Below are 18718 nucleotides of genomic sequence, written 5' to 3' on the forward strand. Positions count from 1 at the left end.
GCTCAGGCCGGCTCGCAATGCTCCACGATCAGTTGGATCGCATCGCCACCACGATAATCGTCACCGACCAGGCGGTAGGCGATACGCACCTGCCGGCTCAGCTCCTGGCCCTGCCAGCCATTGAAATGGATGGCGTTCAGCGGCTCGCCGCGGCCATGGCAGCGCAGGCTCAGCTTCAGATGTCGCTCCTTCAGCACGCGACACTGCAGCACCTCGAACTCGCCATCGAACAGCGGCTCGGGGAAGCCCTGCCCCCACGGCCCGGCCGTGCGCAGCGCCTCGGCATGAACAAAGTCCAGTTCATGCGGCGCCAGCTCGCCGTCGCTGTGCAGCTCGGCTTGCAGCAGCGCTCGGTCGAGGCTGGTTTCCAGATGCGCCAACAGCGCCGTCTCGAATGCCGCCAACGCCGCGCGCGGCAGACTCAGTCCGGCCGCCATCGCATGGCCGCCGAATTTCTCGATCAAACCCGGCTGCGCCGCATCCACCGCCGCCAGCACGTCGCGGATATGCAGGCCAGGGATCGAGCGCGCCGAACCTCGCAACTGGTTGCTGCCGGGCTCGGCGGGAGCAAACGCGAACACCGGGCGGTGCAACCGGTCCTTCATCTTCGAAGCGACCAGCCCGACCACGCCCGGATGCCATTCGGCATCGAACAGGCATGCAGCCAATGGCGGCTCCTCGCCGGCGCTCAGCAACGCACGCGCGACCGCGGCCTCGGCATCGTCGGTCATCAACTGCTGGACCGCGCGGCGTTCGGCATTGATCTCTTCCAGCGTCGCAGCGATCTCGCGCGCCTGCGCCGGATCCTCGGTCAGCAGCAGCTCGATACCCAACGCCATGTCTTCGAGCCGACCTGCAGCATTCAGGCGTGGCCCAAGCGCAAAACCGATGTCGCTGGCAGTCAACCGCGCGGCATTGCGACCGCTGGCCTCGATCAGCGCCTTCAACCCGACACAGCCCTGCCCTTGCCGCAACCGACGCAAGCCGGCGGAAACCAGTGCCCGGTTGTTGACGTCCAGCGCGACCAGATCGGCCACCGTGCCGACTGCGACCAGATCGAGCAACGTGGACAGGTCCGGGCCGCTGCCCTCGAATGCACCGGCCGTGCGCAGATGCGCGCGCAACGCCATCAGCACGTAGAAGATCACGCCGACGCCGGCCAGGGCCTTGCTCGGGAAGCCATCGCCGTCGAGGTTGGGATCGACGATCACGTCCGCCGGCGGCAACTGCTTGCCCGGCAGGTGATGGTCGGTCACCAGCACCTGCCAGCCCAGCGCCTTGGCCGCAGCAACGCCGGCATGGCAAGCCACGCCGTGATCGACGGTCACCAGAAGATCCGGCTGCAGCGGCGCCAGCTCTTCCACCAGCGCGGGCGACAGGCCGTAGCCATGCACGATGCGGTTCGGTACCGCATGTATCACTTCGGTCGCGCCGAGCAGGCGCAGGCCGCGCACCGCGACCGCACAGGCGGTCGCGCCGTCGCAATCGAAGTCACCGACCACCAGGATGCGACGACCGCCCGCGATGGCCTCGGCCAGCAATGCCACGGCGCGATCGATGTTGGCCAATCCGACCGGTGCGAGCAGTTGCGTCAGTCGCGGCTGTGCCTCCTCGGCACAGGTGGCGCCACGCGCGGCGTAGAGACGCTGCAGCAGCGGCGGCATGGTTTCGGGCCAACTGCCGGGATCACCCGTTGGCCGGCGCACGATCCGCAATGGACGGCTCATCCGGCTAGCCGGGCCAGCGGCTTGCGCCAGAATCGCCAACGTTGGCGTCGCTCCAACACGAACTGTTCGCCATCCTGGAAATCCAGCAGCAATCGATCCAGCTCGCCGCGTCGCATCGCGGCCAGCAACGGCGCGATCACCTCATTGGAAAACTGCTCGAGCGAACGCAGCTGGCGCAGATCGACCAGTGCATCGACGTGCTGCTCGCCCTCGCTATCAGCACCACTGGCCCGCGCGAGTGCCAGCAACAGCGACTCACGACTACGCACCTGCGCATGCGGCGAGCTGACTGCATGCGGATAGACACCACCGCCCCAGAACCACAACGAGTTGATCGCTGGCTTGCCGCGTGCAGCGCGCTCGCGATTCCAGGGGTGTTGATGCAGCACGATCTGCGCCTCGGTCAGCAGTGCACGCCAACGCCGTCCGACCTCGCCTTCCGGGAGGTGGTCGAACAAGTCGTCACCGAGCACATCGCCCGGCTCATCGAACGCCGGCAGCTTCGCCTCCGGCGACAGGCGCAGATACCAGCGCGACGGCACCGGCGCATCGAGCAGGAAACCGGCATCGCCGAACATCGGCTTCAATGCCGGCAGCAGCGCCGCCACATCGTCCTGATCCAGCCCCAGCGTCTCGCCATATGCCATCACCCGCGCGCCCTGCATGTCGGGCACCACGTAGGCGGGATCGGCGCGCACCCAGGTGGCGCCCTGCGCGTCACCGGCATCAAGCTGACGGGTCAGTGCGGCCACCGGCCAATGCTCAGGCACCAGTTTGAAATGACGGCGCAATTGCGCCGTCTCACCGCTTTCGCGCGCGTCCCGGTCTGCGCGACCCAGCGCCCGCGCAACCTCGTCGGTCAGCGCGGCCCCGACCAATCGGCCGCGTTCCGGCAACAGCAGCGCGGCCTGTTCGGGCACGGAGGACACGCCCTTAGCCGACGTACTCGACGCTGACCACTTCGTACTCGCGCTGTCCGGCCGGCGCGTCGATGGTGACGCTGTCGCCTTCGAGCTTGCCGATCAGAGCACGCGCCAACGGCGAGGAAATCGCGATCAGACCCTGCTTGATGTCCGCTTCCAGGTCACCCACGATCTGGTAGCGCTTCTCTTCGTCGGTCTCGACGTCGGCCAGCGACACCGTCGCGCCGAACACGATCTTGCTGCCGGCATTGAGCTTGGTCACGTCGATGACTTCTGCATGCGACAGCTCGGCCTCCAGCTGCTTGATGCGGCCTTCGATGAAGCCCTGCTCCTCACGTGCGGCGTGGTACTCGGCGTTTTCCTTGAGATCGCCGTGCTCGCGTGCTTCGGCGATCGCGGCGATCACCTTCGGGCGCTTGACCGACTTCAGGTGATCGAGTTCCTCGCGCAGACGCTGCGCGCCTTTCATGGTGATCGGGGCTCTCATGCTTCCAGCTCCTTGTGCAGTTCCTGCAGCGACCACACCGGGCCGGTGCCGCGGAATTCGAGGGATTGCACCAGCGCCTTGGCGCCGGCAATGGTGGTCGAATAGGTCACGCGCTGCTGCAGCGCCTCGCGACGGATCGAGAACGAGTCGGCAATCGCCGCACGGCCTTCGGTAGTGTTGACGATGTAGGAAATCTCGCCGTTCTTGATCGAATCGACGATGTGCGGGCGGCCTTCGACCACCTTGTTGACGATCTCGCACTCCAGTCCGTGCTGCTGCAACCACGCGCCGGTGCCACGGCTGGCGACCAGGCTGAAGCCACGCTCGACCAGCGCCTGGGCGACCGGCAGCACGCGCTTCTTGTCCGGATCGCGGACCGACACGAATGCCTTGCCCGGCTTCGGTGCGCGGATGCCGCCGGCTTCCTGTGCACGCGCGAAGGCGGCGCTGAAGCTGCGGCCCACACCCATCACCTCACCGGTGGAGCGCATCTCCGGCCCGAGGATCGGGTCCACGCCCTGGAACTTGGCGAACGGGAAGATCGCCTCCTTCACCGAGTAGTAGTCCGGCACGATTTCCTTGGTCGCGCCCTGCTCGGCCAGGGTCTTGCCGGCCATGCAGCGCGCCGCGATCTTGGCCAGCGGCATGCCGGTGGCCTTGGACACGAACGGCACGGTGCGCGAGGCACGCGGGTTCACTTCCAGCAGGAAGACGGTGTCGTCGCCCTCGTCGTTGGTCTGGATCGCGAACTGGGTGTTCATCAGGCCGATCACGTTCAGTGCCTTGGCCAGCTCGATCACCTGACGACGCAGCTCGTCCTGGGTCGCGGCCGACAGCGAGTACGGCGGCAGCGAGCACGAGGAATCGCCCGAATGCACGCCGGCTTCTTCGATGTGCTCCATCACGCCGCCAATCAGCACGTTGCCGTCCTTGTCGGCAATGATGTCCACGTCGACCTCGACCGCGTTGTCGAGGAAGCGGTCCAGCAGCACCGGCGAATCGTTGGAGACCTTGACCGCATCGCGCACATAGCGCGCCAGGTCCGACTCACCGTAGACGATTTCCATCGCACGGCCGCCAAGCACATAGCTCGGGCGCACCACCAGCGGATAGCCGATTTCGCGCGCCAGCGTCAGCGCTTCTTCGGAAGTGCGCGCGGTGCGGTTCGGCGGCTGCTTGAGACCGACCTTCTCCACCAGCTGCTGGAAGCGCTCACGGTCCTCGGCCAGATCGATCGAATCCGGCGAGGTGCCGATCACCGGCACGCCGTTGGCTTCCAGGGCACGCGCCAGCTTCAGCGGGGTCTGGCCGCCGTACTGGACGATCACACCCTTCGGCTTTTCCAGCTCGACGATTTCCAGCACGTCCTCAAGCGTGAGCGGCTCGAAGTACAGGCGATCGGAGGTGTCGTAGTCGGTCGAAACCGTCTCCGGGTTGCAGTTGACCATGATGGTCTCGAACCCGTCCTCGCGCAGTGCCAGTGCCGCGTGCACGCAGCAGTAGTCGAACTCGATGCCCTGGCCGATGCGGTTGGGGCCGCCGCCGAGGATCATGATCTTGTCGCGATTGCTCGGCGCAGCCTCGCACTCGTCCTCGTAGGTCGAATACAGGTAGGCGGTGCTGGTGGCGAACTCGGCCGCGCACGAATCCACGCGCTTGTAGACCGGGCGCACCTTGTGGGCGCGGCGCAGGGCGCGCACGGCCATTTCGTTGGTGCCGGTCAGCTGCGCCAGGCGCGCGTCGGAGAAACCGGCGCGCTTGAGCTTGCGCAGGCGCGCGGCGTCGAGCGCGTCGATGCCATCGGCGGCCAGCTGCTTCTCGGCGGCGATGATGTCCTCGATCTGATCCAGGAACCACGGATCGATGTAGGACAGGTTGTAGATTTCTTCCACGCTGAAGCCGGCGCGGAATGCGTCGGCGACGTAGAACAGACGCTCCGGACCCGGCGCCTTCAACTCGCGCCTGATCGTGGTCAGGTCGTCCTCGCTGCTCAGGTCCAGGCCGGTCGGGTCGAAGCCGACCTTGCCGGTTTCCAAGCCGCGCAGCGCCTTCTGCATCGACTCGGCGAAGGTGCGGCCCATCGCCATCACCTCGCCCACCGATTTCATCTGGGTGGTCAGGCGTGCATCGGCCTGCGGGAACTTCTCGAAGGCGAAGCGCGGAATCTTGGTGACCACGTAATCGATCGACGGCTCGAACGAGGCCGGGGTCAGGCCGCCGGTGATCTCGTTCTTCAGTTCATCGAGCGTGTAGCCGACCGCCAACTTGGCGGCGACCTTGGCGATCGGGAAACCGGTCGCCTTCGAAGCCAGCGCCGAGGAACGCGACACGCGCGGATTCATCTCGATCACCACCACGCGGCCGGTCTTCGGACTGATGCCGAACTGCACGTTCGAACCGCCGGTATCCACGCCGATCTTGCGCAGCACGGCGATCGAGGCATCGCGCAGGCGCTGGTATTCCTTGTCGGTCAAGGTCTGCGCCGGCGCGACGGTGATCGAGTCGCCGGTGTGCACGCCCATCGGATCGAGGTTCTCGATCGAGCAGACGATGATGCAGTTGTCCGCGGTATCGCGGACCACCTCCATCTCGAACTCCTTCCAGCCCAGCACCGATTCTTCCACCAGCACCTCGGTGGTCGGCGACAGTTCCAGGCCACGCCCGACGATGTCGATCAGCTCTTCGCGGTTGTAGGCGATGCCGCCACCGCTGCCGCCGAGCGTGAAGCTGGGGCGGATGATGGTCGGGTAGCCGACGCGGGTCTGGATATCCAGCGCTTCCTCGATGGTATGCGCCACTTCCGCCTTCGGGCACTCCAGGCCGATCTCGCCCATCGCCACGCGGAACAGCTCGCGGTCCTCGGCCATGCGGATGGCTTCGCGCTTGGCGCCGATCAGCTCGACGTTGTACTTCTCCAGCACGCCGTTGTCGGCCAGGTCGAGCGCGCAGTTCAGCGCGGTCTGGCCGCCCATGGTCGGCAGCAGCGCGTCGGGCTTCTCCTTGGCGATGATCTTCTCGACCGTCTGCCAGTTGATCGGCTCGATGTAGACCGCGTCGGCCATCTCCGGGTCGGTCATGATCGTGGCCGGATTGGAGTTGACCAGCACCACGCGGTAACCCTCGTCGCGCAGCGCCTTGCACGCCTGCGCGCCGGAGTAGTCGAACTCGCAGGCCTGGCCGATGACGATCGGGCCAGCGCCGATGATGAGGATGGTCTTGATGTCAGTACGCTTGGGCATCTCGGTACTCGATTTGCGGCTGCGGACGCATCCGCAGCGACTTGAATGGATTCGTGCCTCCGCCGGCTTCCCGGCGGATCGCGCCGGAACGGGTTACTTGCCGGCCGTCATCAGCGTGGTGAAGCGGTCGAACAGCGGGCCAACGTCATGCGGGCCAGGCGAAGCTTCCGGGTGACCCTGGAAGGAGAACGCCGGCGCATCGGTCAGTTCGATGCCCTGGTTGGTACCGTCGAACAGCGAGCGGTGGGTGACCCGCACATTGGCCGGCAGGCTCGCCTCGTCCACCGCGAAGCCGTGGTTCTGCGAGGTGATCATCACCCGCCCACCGTTCAAGTCCTGCACCGGATGGTTGGCGCCATGGTGGCCGTGGCCCATCTTGACGGTCTTCGCGCCGGCGGCCAGCGCCAGCAGCTGATGGCCCAGGCAGATGCCGAAGGTCGGGATCTTCTTCGCCACGAATTCCTTGATCGCCGCGATCGCGTAGTCGCACGGTTCCGGATCGCCCGGGCCATTGGACAGGAACACGCCATCCGGCTTCAGCGCCAGCACCTCGGCGGCCGGGGTCTGCGCCGGCACCACGGTGACGTCGCAGCCGCGCTCGGCAAGCATGCGCAGGATGTTGATCTTCACGCCGAAGTCGTAGGCCACGACCTTGTACTTCGGCGCCGCGCTCACGAATTCATTGCTGTCCAGATCGAGCTGGCCGGCGCTCCACGGATACGCCTTGTCGGTGGTGACCACCTTGGCCAGATCCATGCCCTTCAGCCCGGGGAACTTGCGCGCCGCTTCCAGCGCCTTCTCGACATCGATCTCGCCGGCCATCAGCGCACCGTTCTGGGCGCCCTTCTCGCGCAGGATGCGGGTCAGCTTGCGGGTGTCGATGCCGGCGATGCCGACCACGCCGCGTGCGATCAGCCATTCCGGCAACGAGACCTGGCTGCGCCAGTTGCTCGGGCGGCGCGGCACGTCGCGCACGATCAGGCCGGCGGCCCACACCTTGGCGGCCTCGTCGTCCTGGTCGGTGAAGCCGGTGTTGCCGATGTGGGGATAGGTCAGCGTGACCATCTGACGGGCGTAGGACGGATCGGTCAGGATTTCCTGATAGCCGGTCATGGCGGTGTTGAACACCACTTCGCCGACGGACAGGCCGTTGGCGCCTACGGATTCGCCCTCGAATACGGTGCCGTCTTCGAGGACAAGAATTGCGGGTTGGGTCACGGGAATCTCGCTATGGCTGCGGGGGACTCCGATGCGCACCGGCCAAAATCCGGTTGCAGCAAAGCGCGGACGCGGTTCTGGAACCGGTCCGACGCTGGGTTCGGGCAAGTGGGAATTGTAGCGGCAAGCCCTCTTTCGCGCTAGCGCGAATGCACAACGGCACGCCGCAGATGCGCTCATACGGCTGACCAAACGGTGCATTAATGACCGAAGAGGATCGCCATGCCGAGCCCGCAGCCGGTACCGGCGAGTCAGCCCAGGCCGCGCCATACCCCCCTCCTGCGAATCCGGCATCGCACTGCTGACCGACTCTTGCAGCCCCATCAAATTGGTTGCACGATACAACCAATAGAACGGGCAGCACTCCCAATGACAGACGCCGACGACATCAATGGCATTCGCGACGCATCGCGCCGGCTTGTACGCGAGCTGGGCTTCATGCGGCCGACGCTCGCAGGCACCGACCTGCATGCCTCGGCGGTCCACGCCCTCATCGAGATCGGGCGACGCCGGGCCCTCACCGCCACCGAGCTGGCCGAGACCCTCAATCTCGAGAAATCCAGCGTCAGCCGGCTGGTCCGCAAGCTCATCGACGCCGACGAGATCGCCGAAGCACCGTCAGACCAGGATGCACGCACGAAACTCCTGTCACTGACCCCTCAGGGCCAACGGACGCTGGCGGAGATCGATGCCTTCGCCGAGCGTCAGGTCCGCGGCGCAGTCGAACGGCTCGGCCCGGCGAGCCGCAGGGGTATCTCCTCGGGTCTGGCCGGCTATGCGCGCGCCCTCGAAAACCTGCGCACACAGTCACCGGATTCCGCGCCGGCGATCAGGATCGAGACCGGCTACCGCACCGGCCTGATCGGACGATGCGCGGAAATGCACGCTCGCTACTACGCCAGGACCGCGGGCTTCGGCGCACCGTTCGAAAGCCGTGTCGCGGCGGAGATGGCCGAGTTCATCAACAGGATCGAGCACGTCGGCAATGGCGTCTGGGCGGCGTTGATGGATGAAGAAATCGTCGGAACCATCGCGATCGATGGCGAAGACCTCGGCCATGACTGCGCGCATCTGCGCTGGTTCATCGTCGAGGATGGCGTGCGTGGAGAAGGCGTCGGGAAGCGATTGCTCACCGAGGCCGTCGCGTTCTGCGACCGGCAAGGATTCGCCGAAATCGAACTCTGGACCTTCGCCGGGCTCGATGCGGCCAAACATCTCTATCTGGCCTTCGGCTTCACCCTTGTCGAAGAGCAACCGGGCGCGCAGTGGGGACGTGAAGTCATGGAGCAGCGTTATATCCGCAGGTCATCGCAAGACTGAACTTCCCGGGGAATGCACCGCGAGGCCTGGATGCCAAGGTCCCTGTCACACGAAGGCGCGGCGAACCAAAATCGCCACAACCTTCGATACCACCCCACTACCCGATCCGATCAACCGATCAGGTCACGCACCCGGTAGCTGCCCGCCGGTTTGCCGTGCAGGCGCTTGGCTGCATGCAGCGCGCCACGCGCGAAGATGTCGCGATTGGTCGCGCGATGCACCAGCTCGATGCGCTCGCCCAGACCGGTGAACTGCACCAGATGTTCGCCGACGATGTCGCCTGCGCGCAGGCTGGCGTAGCGCGGTTGCGCGCCACTGCTGGTGGCGGCCTCGCCCAGGGTCAGTGCGGTGCCAGACGGCGCGTCCTTCTTATGTACGTGGTGCGACTCGACGATGTCGCAATCCCAACCCGGCAGCGTGCCAGCGGCGCGCTCGACCAGATCGGTCAGCACCGCCACGCCAAGACTGAAGTTGGACGCCCAGACTAGCGGGATCGACGATGCTGCTTCGGCCAGTGCCTGGCGCTGTGCATCGTCCAACCCGGTCGTGCCCGAAACCAGCGGCAGACCGCGTTGGACGCACAGCTGCAGGACTGGCGAGAAGCCTTGCGAAAGGCTGAAGTCGATTGCCACGTCGAACGGCGGCGCGCCGGCCAATTCGCTGGCAGCGAAATGCGGCACACCATCGACGACGCGCTGCGCTGGCGAGCGGCCCACGACCGCGGCAACGACTTCGAGCGACTCATCTTCCGCAGCAAGGCGGAGCAAGGCCTTGCCCATACGCCCGGAGGCGCCGTGGATGAGGATCTTCAGGGGAACTGTATTCATCGGCGCAGGCTAGCGGTCCCCGTGACGCTCGACAAGCCATATCGCAGCGCTTCGCAGAGCCGAGCTTGCTCGGCTGAGGCCTTTCCCGGCAAGCCACAGCCGAGCAAGCTCGGCTCTGCAGGCGCCGTATCGGTTATGCAGCGAGCCCAGCGTTCTCCGCCAGCACCTCGTGCAGCAACTCGCCGAGCACCCGCACACCGGCCTCGATACGCTCGCCCGGCACGGTCACGAACGACAGTCGCAACATGTTCCGCTGCGGATCGGCGGCGAAGAACGGCGCCCCCGGCACGAACGCGACATTGCGCTCGATCGCGCGCGCCAGCAGCGAGCTGCTGTCTACACCTTCCGGCAGGGTGACCCAGATGAACATGCCGCCTTCGGGACGGTTCCACTGCACTTGCTCTGGGAAATATTGATCGAGTGCATCCAGCATCAACGCGCACTGCTGGGCATAGAGCGCGCGGATCGTCGGAATGTGCTGATCGACGAAGCCGTCCTTCACGACCTCGTGGACGATGCGCTGGGTGAACGATGGCGTGTGCAGATCCGCAGCCTGCTTGGCCTGGATCAGCTTGCCGAGCACGGCCTCCGGGGCAACCACGTAACCCAGTCGCAGCCCGGGCGAGAGCACCTTGGAAAACGAGCCCATGTAGATCACGCCATCGGGATTCATCGACAGCAGGCTGGGCAGCGGTTCGCCGGCGTAGTACAGATCGCCGTAAGGATCGTCCTCGACAATCGGCACGCCGGCCTCGGCCGCTCTCGCCACCAACACGGCGCGACGCTCGGCCGGCAGACGCCGCCCGGTCGGATTCTGGAAGTTCGGCAGGCAATACATGAAGCGCGCGCCGGCGAGCTGTTCGGCAGTGAGCGCATCGACGACCACGCCCTCCTCGTCCGAACGCATCGACGAAAACGCCGGCTGGAACAATGAAAACGCCTGCAGCGCGCCGAGATAGCTCGGGGTTTCCACCAGCACCTTGCTGCCTTCGTCGATGAATACCTTGCCGAGCAGGTCCAGGCCCTGCTGCGAACCGGTCGTCACCAGCACCTGCGACGGGCGGATCGCAGCGCCACCCCGGCTGAGCCGCTCGGCGATCCACTCGCGCAGCGGCGCGAAGCCCTCGGTCGGGCCGTACTGCAACGCGGCCTGCGGTGCGTCGTGCAAGACCTTCTCGGCCGCCGCGCGCATGCGCTCGACCGGGAACGTGGCCGGCGACGGCAGCCCGCCGGCGAAGGAAATCACCTCGGGACGCTCGGTGACCTTGAGGATCTCGCGGATCGCCGAACTGGTCAGCGCCTGCGCACGGCGGGAAATTTGGAAGGTGGTCGTCATCGGTCAAGCATAGCCGCCCGACGCGGCCTTGCCGATCTGCACTGCAGCGAGCCGCTCAGCGATAGGCCGGCCTGACCCAGACAGTGTCCTCAGTCCGTCAGTGCTTCTCGGGACCGCAACTGCTGCAACCACCACAGCCATCGGCACTCTTGAGCACCGGCGGCGCGATACGCCGCCCGAGCGACTGCATCCACATCGGACGTCCGGAACGCAGCAGCGGCAGTGCCACCGTGGTGCGCAGGCGACGTGCGGTGCCGGGGAACTGCTTCTTCAGCACCACCCAGGCGCTGACCAGCACCGCCAGTGCGATCACCAGGTACTGGATCAGCAGCGAACTGGACATGCTCAGCCTGCCCCCAGCGCCACGGCCACCTGGTAGGTCACCAGCGAAGCCAGGTAGGCCAGCGCGAACAGGTAGGTCGCGGCAAAGGCCATCTGCTTCCACGAGTTGGTCTCGCGCTTGATCGTGGCCAGCGTGGAGATGCACATCGGCGCGTAGATGTACCAGACCAGCAGCGACAACGCGGTCGCCAGCGACCAGCCGTCGTGGATCAGCGGTGACAGCGCCTGCGCAGCGGCATCGTCATCGGCCGCCGACAGCGCGTAGACCGTGGCCAGCGACGATACCGCCACCTCGCGCGCGGCCAAGCCGGGAATCAGCGCGATGCAGATCTGCCAATTGAAGCCCAGCGGCGCGAACACCAGCGTCATCGCATGGCCGATACGGCCGGCGAAGCTGTAGTCGATCGCCGGCAGGGTGGCGTCCGCAGGCGCGCCGGGGAACGAGAGCAGCACCCACAGCAGGATCGTCAGCGCCAGGATGATGCCGCCCACGCGCTTGAGGAAGATCATCGCGCGCTCCCACAACCCCAGCGCGAGGTCGCGCGGATGCGGCAGGCGGTAGGACGGCAGTTCCAGCAGCAGCGGATGCTCGCTCTTGTCGCGGCGCCACTTCTTCATTGTCCACGACACCAGCAACGCGCTGACGATCGCCGCCGCGTACAGGCCGAACAACACCAGCCCCTGCTGGTTGAACACGCCCCACATGGTCTTCTGCGGGATGAACGCACCGATCAGCAGCGCATACACCGGCAATCGTGCCGAGCAGGTCATCAATGGCGCTACCAGGATCGTGGCGAGGCGATCGCGAGGATCCTGGATGCTGCGGGTGGACATGATCCCCGGCACGGCGCACGCGAAGCTGGACAACAGCGGGATGAACGAGCGCCCGGACAGACCGGCCGAGGCCATCAAGCGGTCGAGCAGGAACGCCGCGCGCGGCAGATAGCCGGATTCCTCCAGCGCCAGGATGAAGGCGAACAGGATCAGGATCTGCGGCAGGAAGATGATCACGCCACCGACGCCGGCGATCACCCCGTCGACCAGCAGGCTGTTGAGCGGCCCTTCGGGCAACACTCCGCCCACCCATACGCCAAGCGCCTTGGTGCCGCCGTCGATCAGGTCCATCACCGGCGCAGCCCAGGCGTACACCGCCTGGAAGATCAGGAACATCACCACTGCCAGGCTGACCAGGCCAAACACCGGGTGCAGCAGCCAGCGATCCAGCGCGTCATCGACCTGGCTGGTGCGCGACGGCATCGTCACCGCGTCGGCCAGGATGCCGCGCACCATGGCATGGTAGTTGCCATCGGCGGGCAGCTCGAACTGCGGCGCGGAGGGCGTCGGAGAAAGGCCGTCGAGCATCTCGACCAGCTCGCGCGCACCGTTGCGACGCACCGCCACCGTTTCCACCACCGGCACGCCGAGCGCACGCTCCAGCGCGGCGCGATCGACCTGGATGCCACGACGGCGGGCGGCATCCATCATGTTCAGCGCGACGATCATCGGCCGTCCCAGCTCACGCAGCTCCAGCGCGAAGCGCAGGTGCAGGCGCAGGTTGGTGGCATCGACCACGCAGACCAGCACGTCCGGCGCCGGCTCGCCCGGGTAGAAGCCCCGGCACAGATCGCGGGTGATCGCTTCGTCGATGCTGGCCGGTTGCAGGCTGTAGGCGCCAGGCAGGTCCAGTACCGCGAATTCGCGGCCGGACGGTGCACGGAAATGCCCTTCCTTGCGCTCGACGGTGACGCCGGCGTAGTTGGCGACCTTCTGTTTGCTGCCGGTCAGCTGGTTGAACAGCGCGGTCTTGCCGCAGTTGGGGTTGCCGACCAGCGCCAGCCGCAATGTCGATGCGCTCATGCGGCCTCCACGACCGTGATGCGTTCGGCCTCGCTTCGGCGCAGCGCAAACCGTGTGAAACCGACCTGCACCAGCAACGGCTCACGCCCGACCGGCCCCAGCGCCAGCACCACCACTTCTTCCCCGACAACGAATCCCAGTTCGCGCAACCTGCGCGCGATCGCGTCGTTGGGATGACGATCTTCCACGGACTGCACGATGGCGGAACGGTGCAAAGGCATGTCGGACAACGTCACAGAACAACCGCTGATTGGGAACGATTCTCGATTGTAGCATCGACGCAGCGCATCATGGCCGCAACGGAGCAGGCCGTTATGATCGGTTCGTACTTCATCGAGAACGCCTTCTCCATGCCGGATTCCGCCCTACGCGTCATCGACTACGGCCCGGTCCGTACCCTGCTGCTGAACCGCCCGGAACTGCACAACGCCTTCGACGCCGGGTTGATCGCCGCGCTGACCGAGGCACTGACCCGGGCCGCCTCGGAGCCATCGGTGCGGGTCGTGCTGCTGGCCGGCACCGGCGCCTCGTTCTCGGCCGGCGCCGACCTGCTATGGATGCGCGGCATGGCCGCTGCCAGCGAGCACGACAATCGCGAGGACGCGCTTGCCCTGGCGCGGTTGATGCGTCTGCTCGATGAACTGCCCAAACCCACCATCGCCCGCGTGCACGGCGCCGCGTTCGGTGGCGGTGTCGGCCTGGTGGCCTGCTGTGACATCGCCATCGCCAGCAGCAGCGCCCGGTTCGGCCTGACCGAAAGCCGGCTTGGGCTGTTGCCGGCGGTGATTTCGCCCTACGTGGTCGAGGCGATCGGCCCACGCCAGGCCCGGCGCTGGTTTGCCACCGGTGAACATTTCGATGCCGAGACCGCGCTTCGCATCGGCCTGATTCATCAGGTGGTGGAGCCCGAAAAACTGGACGACGCCGTGCAGCACCAGCTCGGCTTGCTCGACAAGGCCGGCCCGATCGCGTCGGCCTCCGCCAAACAGTTGGTCCGCCAGGTTCGCGACAGCCGCGACCGCGATGCGCTCGACCGCGACAACGCGGCGCTGATCGCCCGCTTGCGCGTCTCCAGCGAAGGCCAGGAAGGCCTCGGCGCCTTTCTCAACAAACGCTCACCCAGTTGGGTTACGGAAGTCTGATCGGGACTCAACCACATGGGGCTGCGCTGGCGCACAGCCCATGCGTCTTCCCTACCCAGCTCGATGAACATGAAATCCGCTCAGGAATTCCCGTGACCCCAGCCCTGCTCCGATTTTGCCTTGATGCTCCCTTCGCTTGCGGGAACCGTCAGGCATGAACGATTTCGTCCGTATCGTCGAGGTCGGCCCGCGCGACGGCCTGCAGAACGAGGCTCAGCCGGTCGCCACCGCCGACAAGATCACCCTGATCGACCGGCTCTCGGCCACCGGCCTGCGCAGCATCGAGGCCACCAGCTTCGTCAGCCCACGCTGGGTGCCGCAGCTGGCCGACGCCGCCGAGGTCTACGCCGGCATCACCCAACTGGCCGGTGTCGCCTATCCCGTGTTGGTGCCGAACGAACAGGGCTACGAGCGCGCGCGCCAGGTGGGCGTGCAGGAAGTAGCGGTGTTCACCGCGGCCTCGGAGGCGTTCAACCGCCGCAACACCAATGCCGGCATCGATGAATCGATCGAGCGTTTCCGCCCGGTGCTGGCGCGTGCCCGCGAGGACGGCGTGCGCGTGCGTGGCTACGTGTCCACGGTGCTCGGCTGCCCATATCAGGGCGAGGTGCCGCTGGCTGACGTGGTGCGGGTCGCACGCCGATTGCACGAGCTGGGTTGCTACGAGATATCGCTCGGCGACACCATCGGCGTCGGCACGCCGAGGCGCGCGCAGGCGATGCTGCACGCGGTCGCCGCCGAGATTCCGATCGACGCGCTGGCCGTGCATTTCCACGACACCTACGGCCAGGCGCTGGCCAATATCGCCACCTGCCTGGATGAGGGGGTGCGGGTCGTGGATGCGGCCGTGTCCGGCGCCGGCGGTTGCCCTTATGCGAAGGGCGCGAGCGGGAACGTCGCCAGCGAGGACGTGGTGTACATGCTGCACGGAATGGGCATCCAGACCGGCGTCGACCTGCCGGCGCTGGCCGCTACCGGACGATGGCTGGCCTCCCTGCTCGGCCGCGAGACCGGCAGCAAGGCCGGCAAGGCGCTGGGCGCGTCGGACTGAGATCTGCTCGACGCGCCATCTACGACCAACGCTGATCGCAGACACGGCACCTGTAGCGGCGCCGCGATGCCGCTTTGCTACGCCAGGCCGTAGGGCAGTTCGCCGGTGGAAACCACACGCTCACCAACGGCCTCACCACGCAGAAAACGCAGCCCGGCTTCGATCACCTCCGCATCGCCGACGATACGGTGATGACCCAGCCCGGTGGTATTGAGCAGGCGCGCGTCGGGCCAGTAACGCGCATAGCGCTCGCCCTCCTCCCATGGCACCTCACGATCGTCGAGGTCGTGCACGATCAACGCCGGGGTGCCGAGATTCGGGGCGATGTGCTGCGCGGCAACCGCGGCGAACGGTATTCCGGCGCGCGCCTCGATGGCGCGACGGAATGCAGGCAACGCCCGCTGGCCGAGACCCAGCAGGCCGGCAAAACGGTCGGTCGCCGCGAGGGCGTCCGCCGGCGGCGCCACCAGCACTACACGTCGAGCCTGCAGACCTTCGGCCAGCGCCAGCCCGATCGCCGCCGCGCCCAGCGAATGCCCGATCACGCCTTCCAGCGGACCCAGCCGACGCGCCACGTCGGCCAGCACCCGACCGAATCCCGGCAGCGTGGCATGCCGCCCGCTGCTGCGACCGTGCGCGATCTGGTCGAAGCTGGCCACCGCATAGCCCCGCGCGAGCAGGTGCGGCAGCCACGGCAACACGCGCAGCCCGAAGCTCGACCAGCCATGCGAGAACAGCAGCAGTGGTCGTTTGGCTGCGTCGCCCCAGCGATACAGCACCACGGTTTCGCCGTCGATCTGCACGTTCTCCAGTACCGCTCCATGCAATGGCGCGGCCAGTGCACGCTCGCGACTGTCGGGCAGCGGCCGGGTGAACAGACTTTCGATCCGGCGACCGGTGTGTCCAGGCAACAGCCAGCCGCCGACGCCGAACGTCAACCGCAGCCCCGCCAGACGTGCCGCACCAACAAAACGAACGATCGTTCTTTTTCTGGAGGCAACAACAGTCGCCATGACGTTCTCTCCGATGAAAATCAGGGGGTATGACGCTGCAACAGCGCTTTCATCGCGCGCTCGGCGCGGACAAGCACTTCCTCGGCGCCGAACAGGCGCAGGTCGTGATGACTGACCATCACAATCGCATAGGTTTCGAATGCGATCTGCGCGGCATCACTGTCGGCGCGCAAGTCACCGACGTCGATCGCCAGCTGCACACAGCGCTGAATCTCGCTGCGGAGCTGTCGCTGATAGGCCCGCACGCGCTCGCGCACCGGCCCGGGCTTGTCGTCGAACTCGCTGGCTGCCGCCATCAATATGCAACCGCCCTTCTCGCCCAGGTCGCACAGATATTCCAGCCAGTAGCGGCCGATGGCCTGGAATCGCGGCACGCCACGGCGCTCGCGCAGCGCCGGACGGAACACCAGTTCGGTGAACATCTGCGAAGCATGGTCGAGGATGCACAACTGCAGATCCTCGCGCGAACCGAAATGGGCGAACACGCCGCTCTTGGACATGCTTGCCGCTGCGGCAAGGCCGCCGATGGTCAGCCCATCCAGCCCTTCGGTGCGTGCCAGCGCCGAGCCCACGGTGATCAACCGGTCGCGGGTGAGGTCGCCTTTGCTGGGCTGGGCATTCATGGCGCAAATAAAACACGAACGATCGTTCTATTCAAGAGGCTGCCGTGTGCCGACGGATGTCCGTCCGCCGGACCTCGCCGATGAATACGATGCGCAGGCTAAAATCCCGGTCTCACTATTTGGCAGGCATGTGCATGCAGCTTTCCGATACCCGCGCGATTGTCACCGGCGGTGTCTCCGGCCTGGGCCTGGCGGTGGCGACGTCCATCGTCGCCGGCGGCGGCAAGGTCGCGCTGTTCGACGTCAACGATGAAAAGGGCGTCGCCGCGACCGCGGCGCTAGGCGACGCCAACGCCCGCTATTTCCGTACCGATGTCACCGACGAACAGCAGGTGATCGACAACGTGGTGGCGGCACGCGAGTTCCTGGGCGGCCTGAACGCGGCGATCAACTGTGCCGGCATCCTTGGTGCCGGCCGCGTGCTCGGCAAGGAAGCCCCGATGCCGCTGGCGACCTTCCGCACCACGGTGATGGTCAACCTGGTCGGCAGTTTCAACGTCGCCAAGGCCGCCGCCGACGCGATGCAGCACAACCCGGCCGGCGAAGACGGCGAGCGCGGCGTGATCGTCAATACCGCCTCGGTCGCCGCCTACGAGGGCCAGATCGGCCAGGCCGCCTATGCCGCCTCCAAGGGCGGCGTGGTCGGCATGACCCTGCCGATGGCGCGCGAACTGTCGCGCTTCGGCATCCGCGTGATGACCATCGCGCCGGGCATTTTCTGGACACCGATGGTGGACGGCATGCCTGAGGCCGTGCAGCAGTCGCTGTCGGCTTCGATTCCGTTCCCGTCGCGGCTGGGTCGTCCGGAGGAATTCGCCGAGACCGTCGCCTTCATCCTGCGCAACCGCTATCTCAACGGCGAGGTGATCCGCCTCGATGGCGCAGTGCGGTTGGCAGCTAAATAACCGGGATTGGGGGATTCGGGATTAGGGATTCGTAACAGCAACGTCCCCATCCCACTCTCCCGCCCCGCTTTGCTTTACACGAATCTCCAATCCCGAATCTCCAATCCCTGACCCAAAAAATGAAAGCCAACGAAATCAAGAAAGGCAATGTCGTCGAGTACAACAACGGCATCTATCAGATCCGCGACATCGAGCGCAGCTCGCCGCAGGGCCGCGGCGGCAACGTGCGCTTCCGTTTCATCATGTACAGCGTGCCGGGCGGCAACAAGCTGGACAGCAGCTTCGATGCCGATGACAACCTGCCGGAAGTCGAACTGCTGCGCCGCCAGGCCACGTTCTCCTACAAGGACGGCGAGGCGTTCGTGTTCCTCGATGACGAGGACTACACCCCCTACACGCTCGACGCCGACGTGGTCGGCGACGATGCTGGCTACATCACCGATGGCCTGACCGGCAGCTACGTACAGATCATCGATGAGTCGCCGGTAGCCCTGCAGCTGCCGCAGCACGTCACCCTGGAAGTAGTGGAGACGCCGCCGGAACTGAAGGGCGGCACCGCCACCAAGCGCCCGAAGCCGGCCAAGCTCAGCACCGGCCTGGAAATCATGGTGCCGGAATACATCACCAACGGTGAGCGCATCCTGGTCAACACCACCACCGGCGAATTCGGCGGCCGCGCCGACTGACCCTTGGGTGTATGTATGGAGC

The 18718-nt window shown here is 66.2% G+C and carries 17 protein-coding genes; 5 read left to right on the top strand and 12 right to left on the bottom strand.

All coding sequences use genetic code 11. From position 1 onward, the window contains the following. Window positions 1-2 precede the first annotated feature (2 nt). The 5 genes from recJ to carA all read right to left on the bottom strand — a co-directional run bounded on the left by recJ (window position 3) and on the right by carA (window position 7594). A complete protein-coding gene (gene recJ, locus AC3WJE_RS01295) occupies window positions 3-1715 on the bottom strand; it encodes a single-stranded-DNA-specific exonuclease RecJ (RefSeq protein ID WP_493729027.1) in 1713 nt (570 codons plus the stop codon). Window positions 1716-1723: 8 nt separating this feature from the next. After that, window positions 1724-2656, bottom strand: a complete 933-nt coding sequence (locus AC3WJE_RS01300) for a hypothetical protein (RefSeq protein ID WP_493728947.1) — start codon at window positions 2654-2656, stop codon at window positions 1724-1726. 4 nt (window positions 2657-2660) lie between these two features. Then, complete coding sequence (gene greA, locus AC3WJE_RS01305; RefSeq protein WP_493728948.1) at window positions 2661-3137, bottom strand: transcription elongation factor GreA; 477 nt, start codon at window positions 3135-3137, stop codon at window positions 2661-2663. Then, window positions 3134-6376: a carbamoyl-phosphate synthase large subunit gene (carB, locus tag AC3WJE_RS01310; protein WP_493728949.1), complete on the bottom strand. Its 3243-nt coding sequence runs from the start codon at window positions 6374-6376 to the stop codon at window positions 3134-3136. The genes greA and carB overlap by 4 nt, the downstream gene beginning before the upstream one ends. A 93-nt stretch (window positions 6377-6469) precedes the next feature. Next, window positions 6470-7594 carry a glutamine-hydrolyzing carbamoyl-phosphate synthase small subunit gene (carA, locus tag AC3WJE_RS01315; protein ID WP_493728950.1) on the bottom strand — a complete coding sequence of 375 codons (1125 nt, stop codon included), beginning with the start codon at window positions 7592-7594 and terminating at the stop codon, window positions 6470-6472. 369 nt (window positions 7595-7963) lie between these two features. Here carA and AC3WJE_RS01320 point away from each other — a divergent pair, with 369 nt between their 5' ends. Next, window positions 7964-8914: a bifunctional helix-turn-helix transcriptional regulator/GNAT family N-acetyltransferase gene (locus tag AC3WJE_RS01320; protein WP_493728951.1), complete on the top strand. Its 951-nt coding sequence runs from the start codon at window positions 7964-7966 to the stop codon at window positions 8912-8914. A 110-nt stretch (window positions 8915-9024) separates the two neighbouring features. Here AC3WJE_RS01320 and dapB read toward each other — a convergent pair whose 3' ends face one another. The 5 genes from dapB to AC3WJE_RS01345 all read right to left on the bottom strand — a co-directional run bounded on the left by dapB (window position 9025) and on the right by AC3WJE_RS01345 (window position 13512). Continuing rightward, window positions 9025-9741, bottom strand: a complete 717-nt coding sequence (gene dapB, locus AC3WJE_RS01325; protein WP_493728952.1) for a 4-hydroxy-tetrahydrodipicolinate reductase — start codon at window positions 9739-9741, stop codon at window positions 9025-9027. Window positions 9742-9874: 133 nt separating this feature from the next. Further along, window positions 9875-11077 (bottom strand): aminotransferase-like domain-containing protein, encoded by a 1203-nt coding sequence (locus tag AC3WJE_RS01330; protein WP_493728953.1) that lies wholly within the window; start codon window positions 11075-11077, stop codon window positions 9875-9877. A gap of 97 nt (window positions 11078-11174) precedes the next feature. Next, window positions 11175-11420: a DUF6587 family protein gene (locus tag AC3WJE_RS01335; protein WP_493728954.1), complete on the bottom strand. Its 246-nt coding sequence runs from the start codon at window positions 11418-11420 to the stop codon at window positions 11175-11177. A gap of 2 nt (window positions 11421-11422) precedes the next feature. After that, window positions 11423-13276: a ferrous iron transport protein B gene (feoB, locus tag AC3WJE_RS01340; RefSeq protein WP_493728955.1), complete on the bottom strand. Its 1854-nt coding sequence runs from the start codon at window positions 13274-13276 to the stop codon at window positions 11423-11425. Continuing rightward, complete coding sequence (locus AC3WJE_RS01345; RefSeq protein ID WP_493728956.1) at window positions 13273-13512, bottom strand: FeoA family protein; 240 nt, start codon at window positions 13510-13512, stop codon at window positions 13273-13275. The genes feoB and AC3WJE_RS01345 overlap by 4 nt, the downstream gene beginning before the upstream one ends. A gap of 54 nt (window positions 13513-13566) precedes the next feature. On the opposite strand from AC3WJE_RS01345, the gene AC3WJE_RS01350 reads away from it, so the two are divergent. Beyond that, entirely contained in the window at window positions 13567-14418 is an 852-nt protein-coding gene (locus AC3WJE_RS01350; protein ID WP_493728957.1) for an enoyl-CoA hydratase-related protein, read from the top strand. A 154-nt stretch (window positions 14419-14572) separates the two neighbouring features. Continuing rightward, a complete protein-coding gene (locus tag AC3WJE_RS01355) occupies window positions 14573-15469 on the top strand; it encodes a hydroxymethylglutaryl-CoA lyase (RefSeq protein ID WP_493728958.1) in 897 nt (298 codons plus the stop codon). Between the two features lie 77 nt (window positions 15470-15546). On the opposite strand, the gene AC3WJE_RS01360 is transcribed toward AC3WJE_RS01355, so the two are convergent. Both AC3WJE_RS01360 and AC3WJE_RS01365 read right to left on the bottom strand, forming a co-directional pair. Then, window positions 15547-16482, bottom strand: a complete 936-nt coding sequence (locus AC3WJE_RS01360; protein WP_493728959.1) for an alpha/beta hydrolase — start codon at window positions 16480-16482, stop codon at window positions 15547-15549. A gap of 20 nt (window positions 16483-16502) precedes the next feature. Further along, complete coding sequence (locus AC3WJE_RS01365; RefSeq protein ID WP_493728960.1) at window positions 16503-17105, bottom strand: TetR/AcrR family transcriptional regulator; 603 nt, start codon at window positions 17103-17105, stop codon at window positions 16503-16505. A gap of 134 nt (window positions 17106-17239) precedes the next feature. On the opposite strand from AC3WJE_RS01365, the gene AC3WJE_RS01370 reads away from it, so the two are divergent. Further along, window positions 17240-18010 carry an SDR family NAD(P)-dependent oxidoreductase gene (locus AC3WJE_RS01370; protein ID WP_493728961.1) on the top strand — a complete coding sequence of 257 codons (771 nt, stop codon included), beginning with the start codon at window positions 17240-17242 and terminating at the stop codon, window positions 18008-18010. Between the two features lie 119 nt (window positions 18011-18129). Further along, window positions 18130-18696: an elongation factor P-like protein YeiP gene (gene yeiP, locus AC3WJE_RS01375; protein WP_493728962.1), complete on the top strand. Its 567-nt coding sequence runs from the start codon at window positions 18130-18132 to the stop codon at window positions 18694-18696. The last annotated feature ends 22 nt before the right edge of the window (window positions 18697-18718 follow it).

This window comes from Pseudomonas sp. GW821-FHT07E12 (assembly GCF_058986605.1).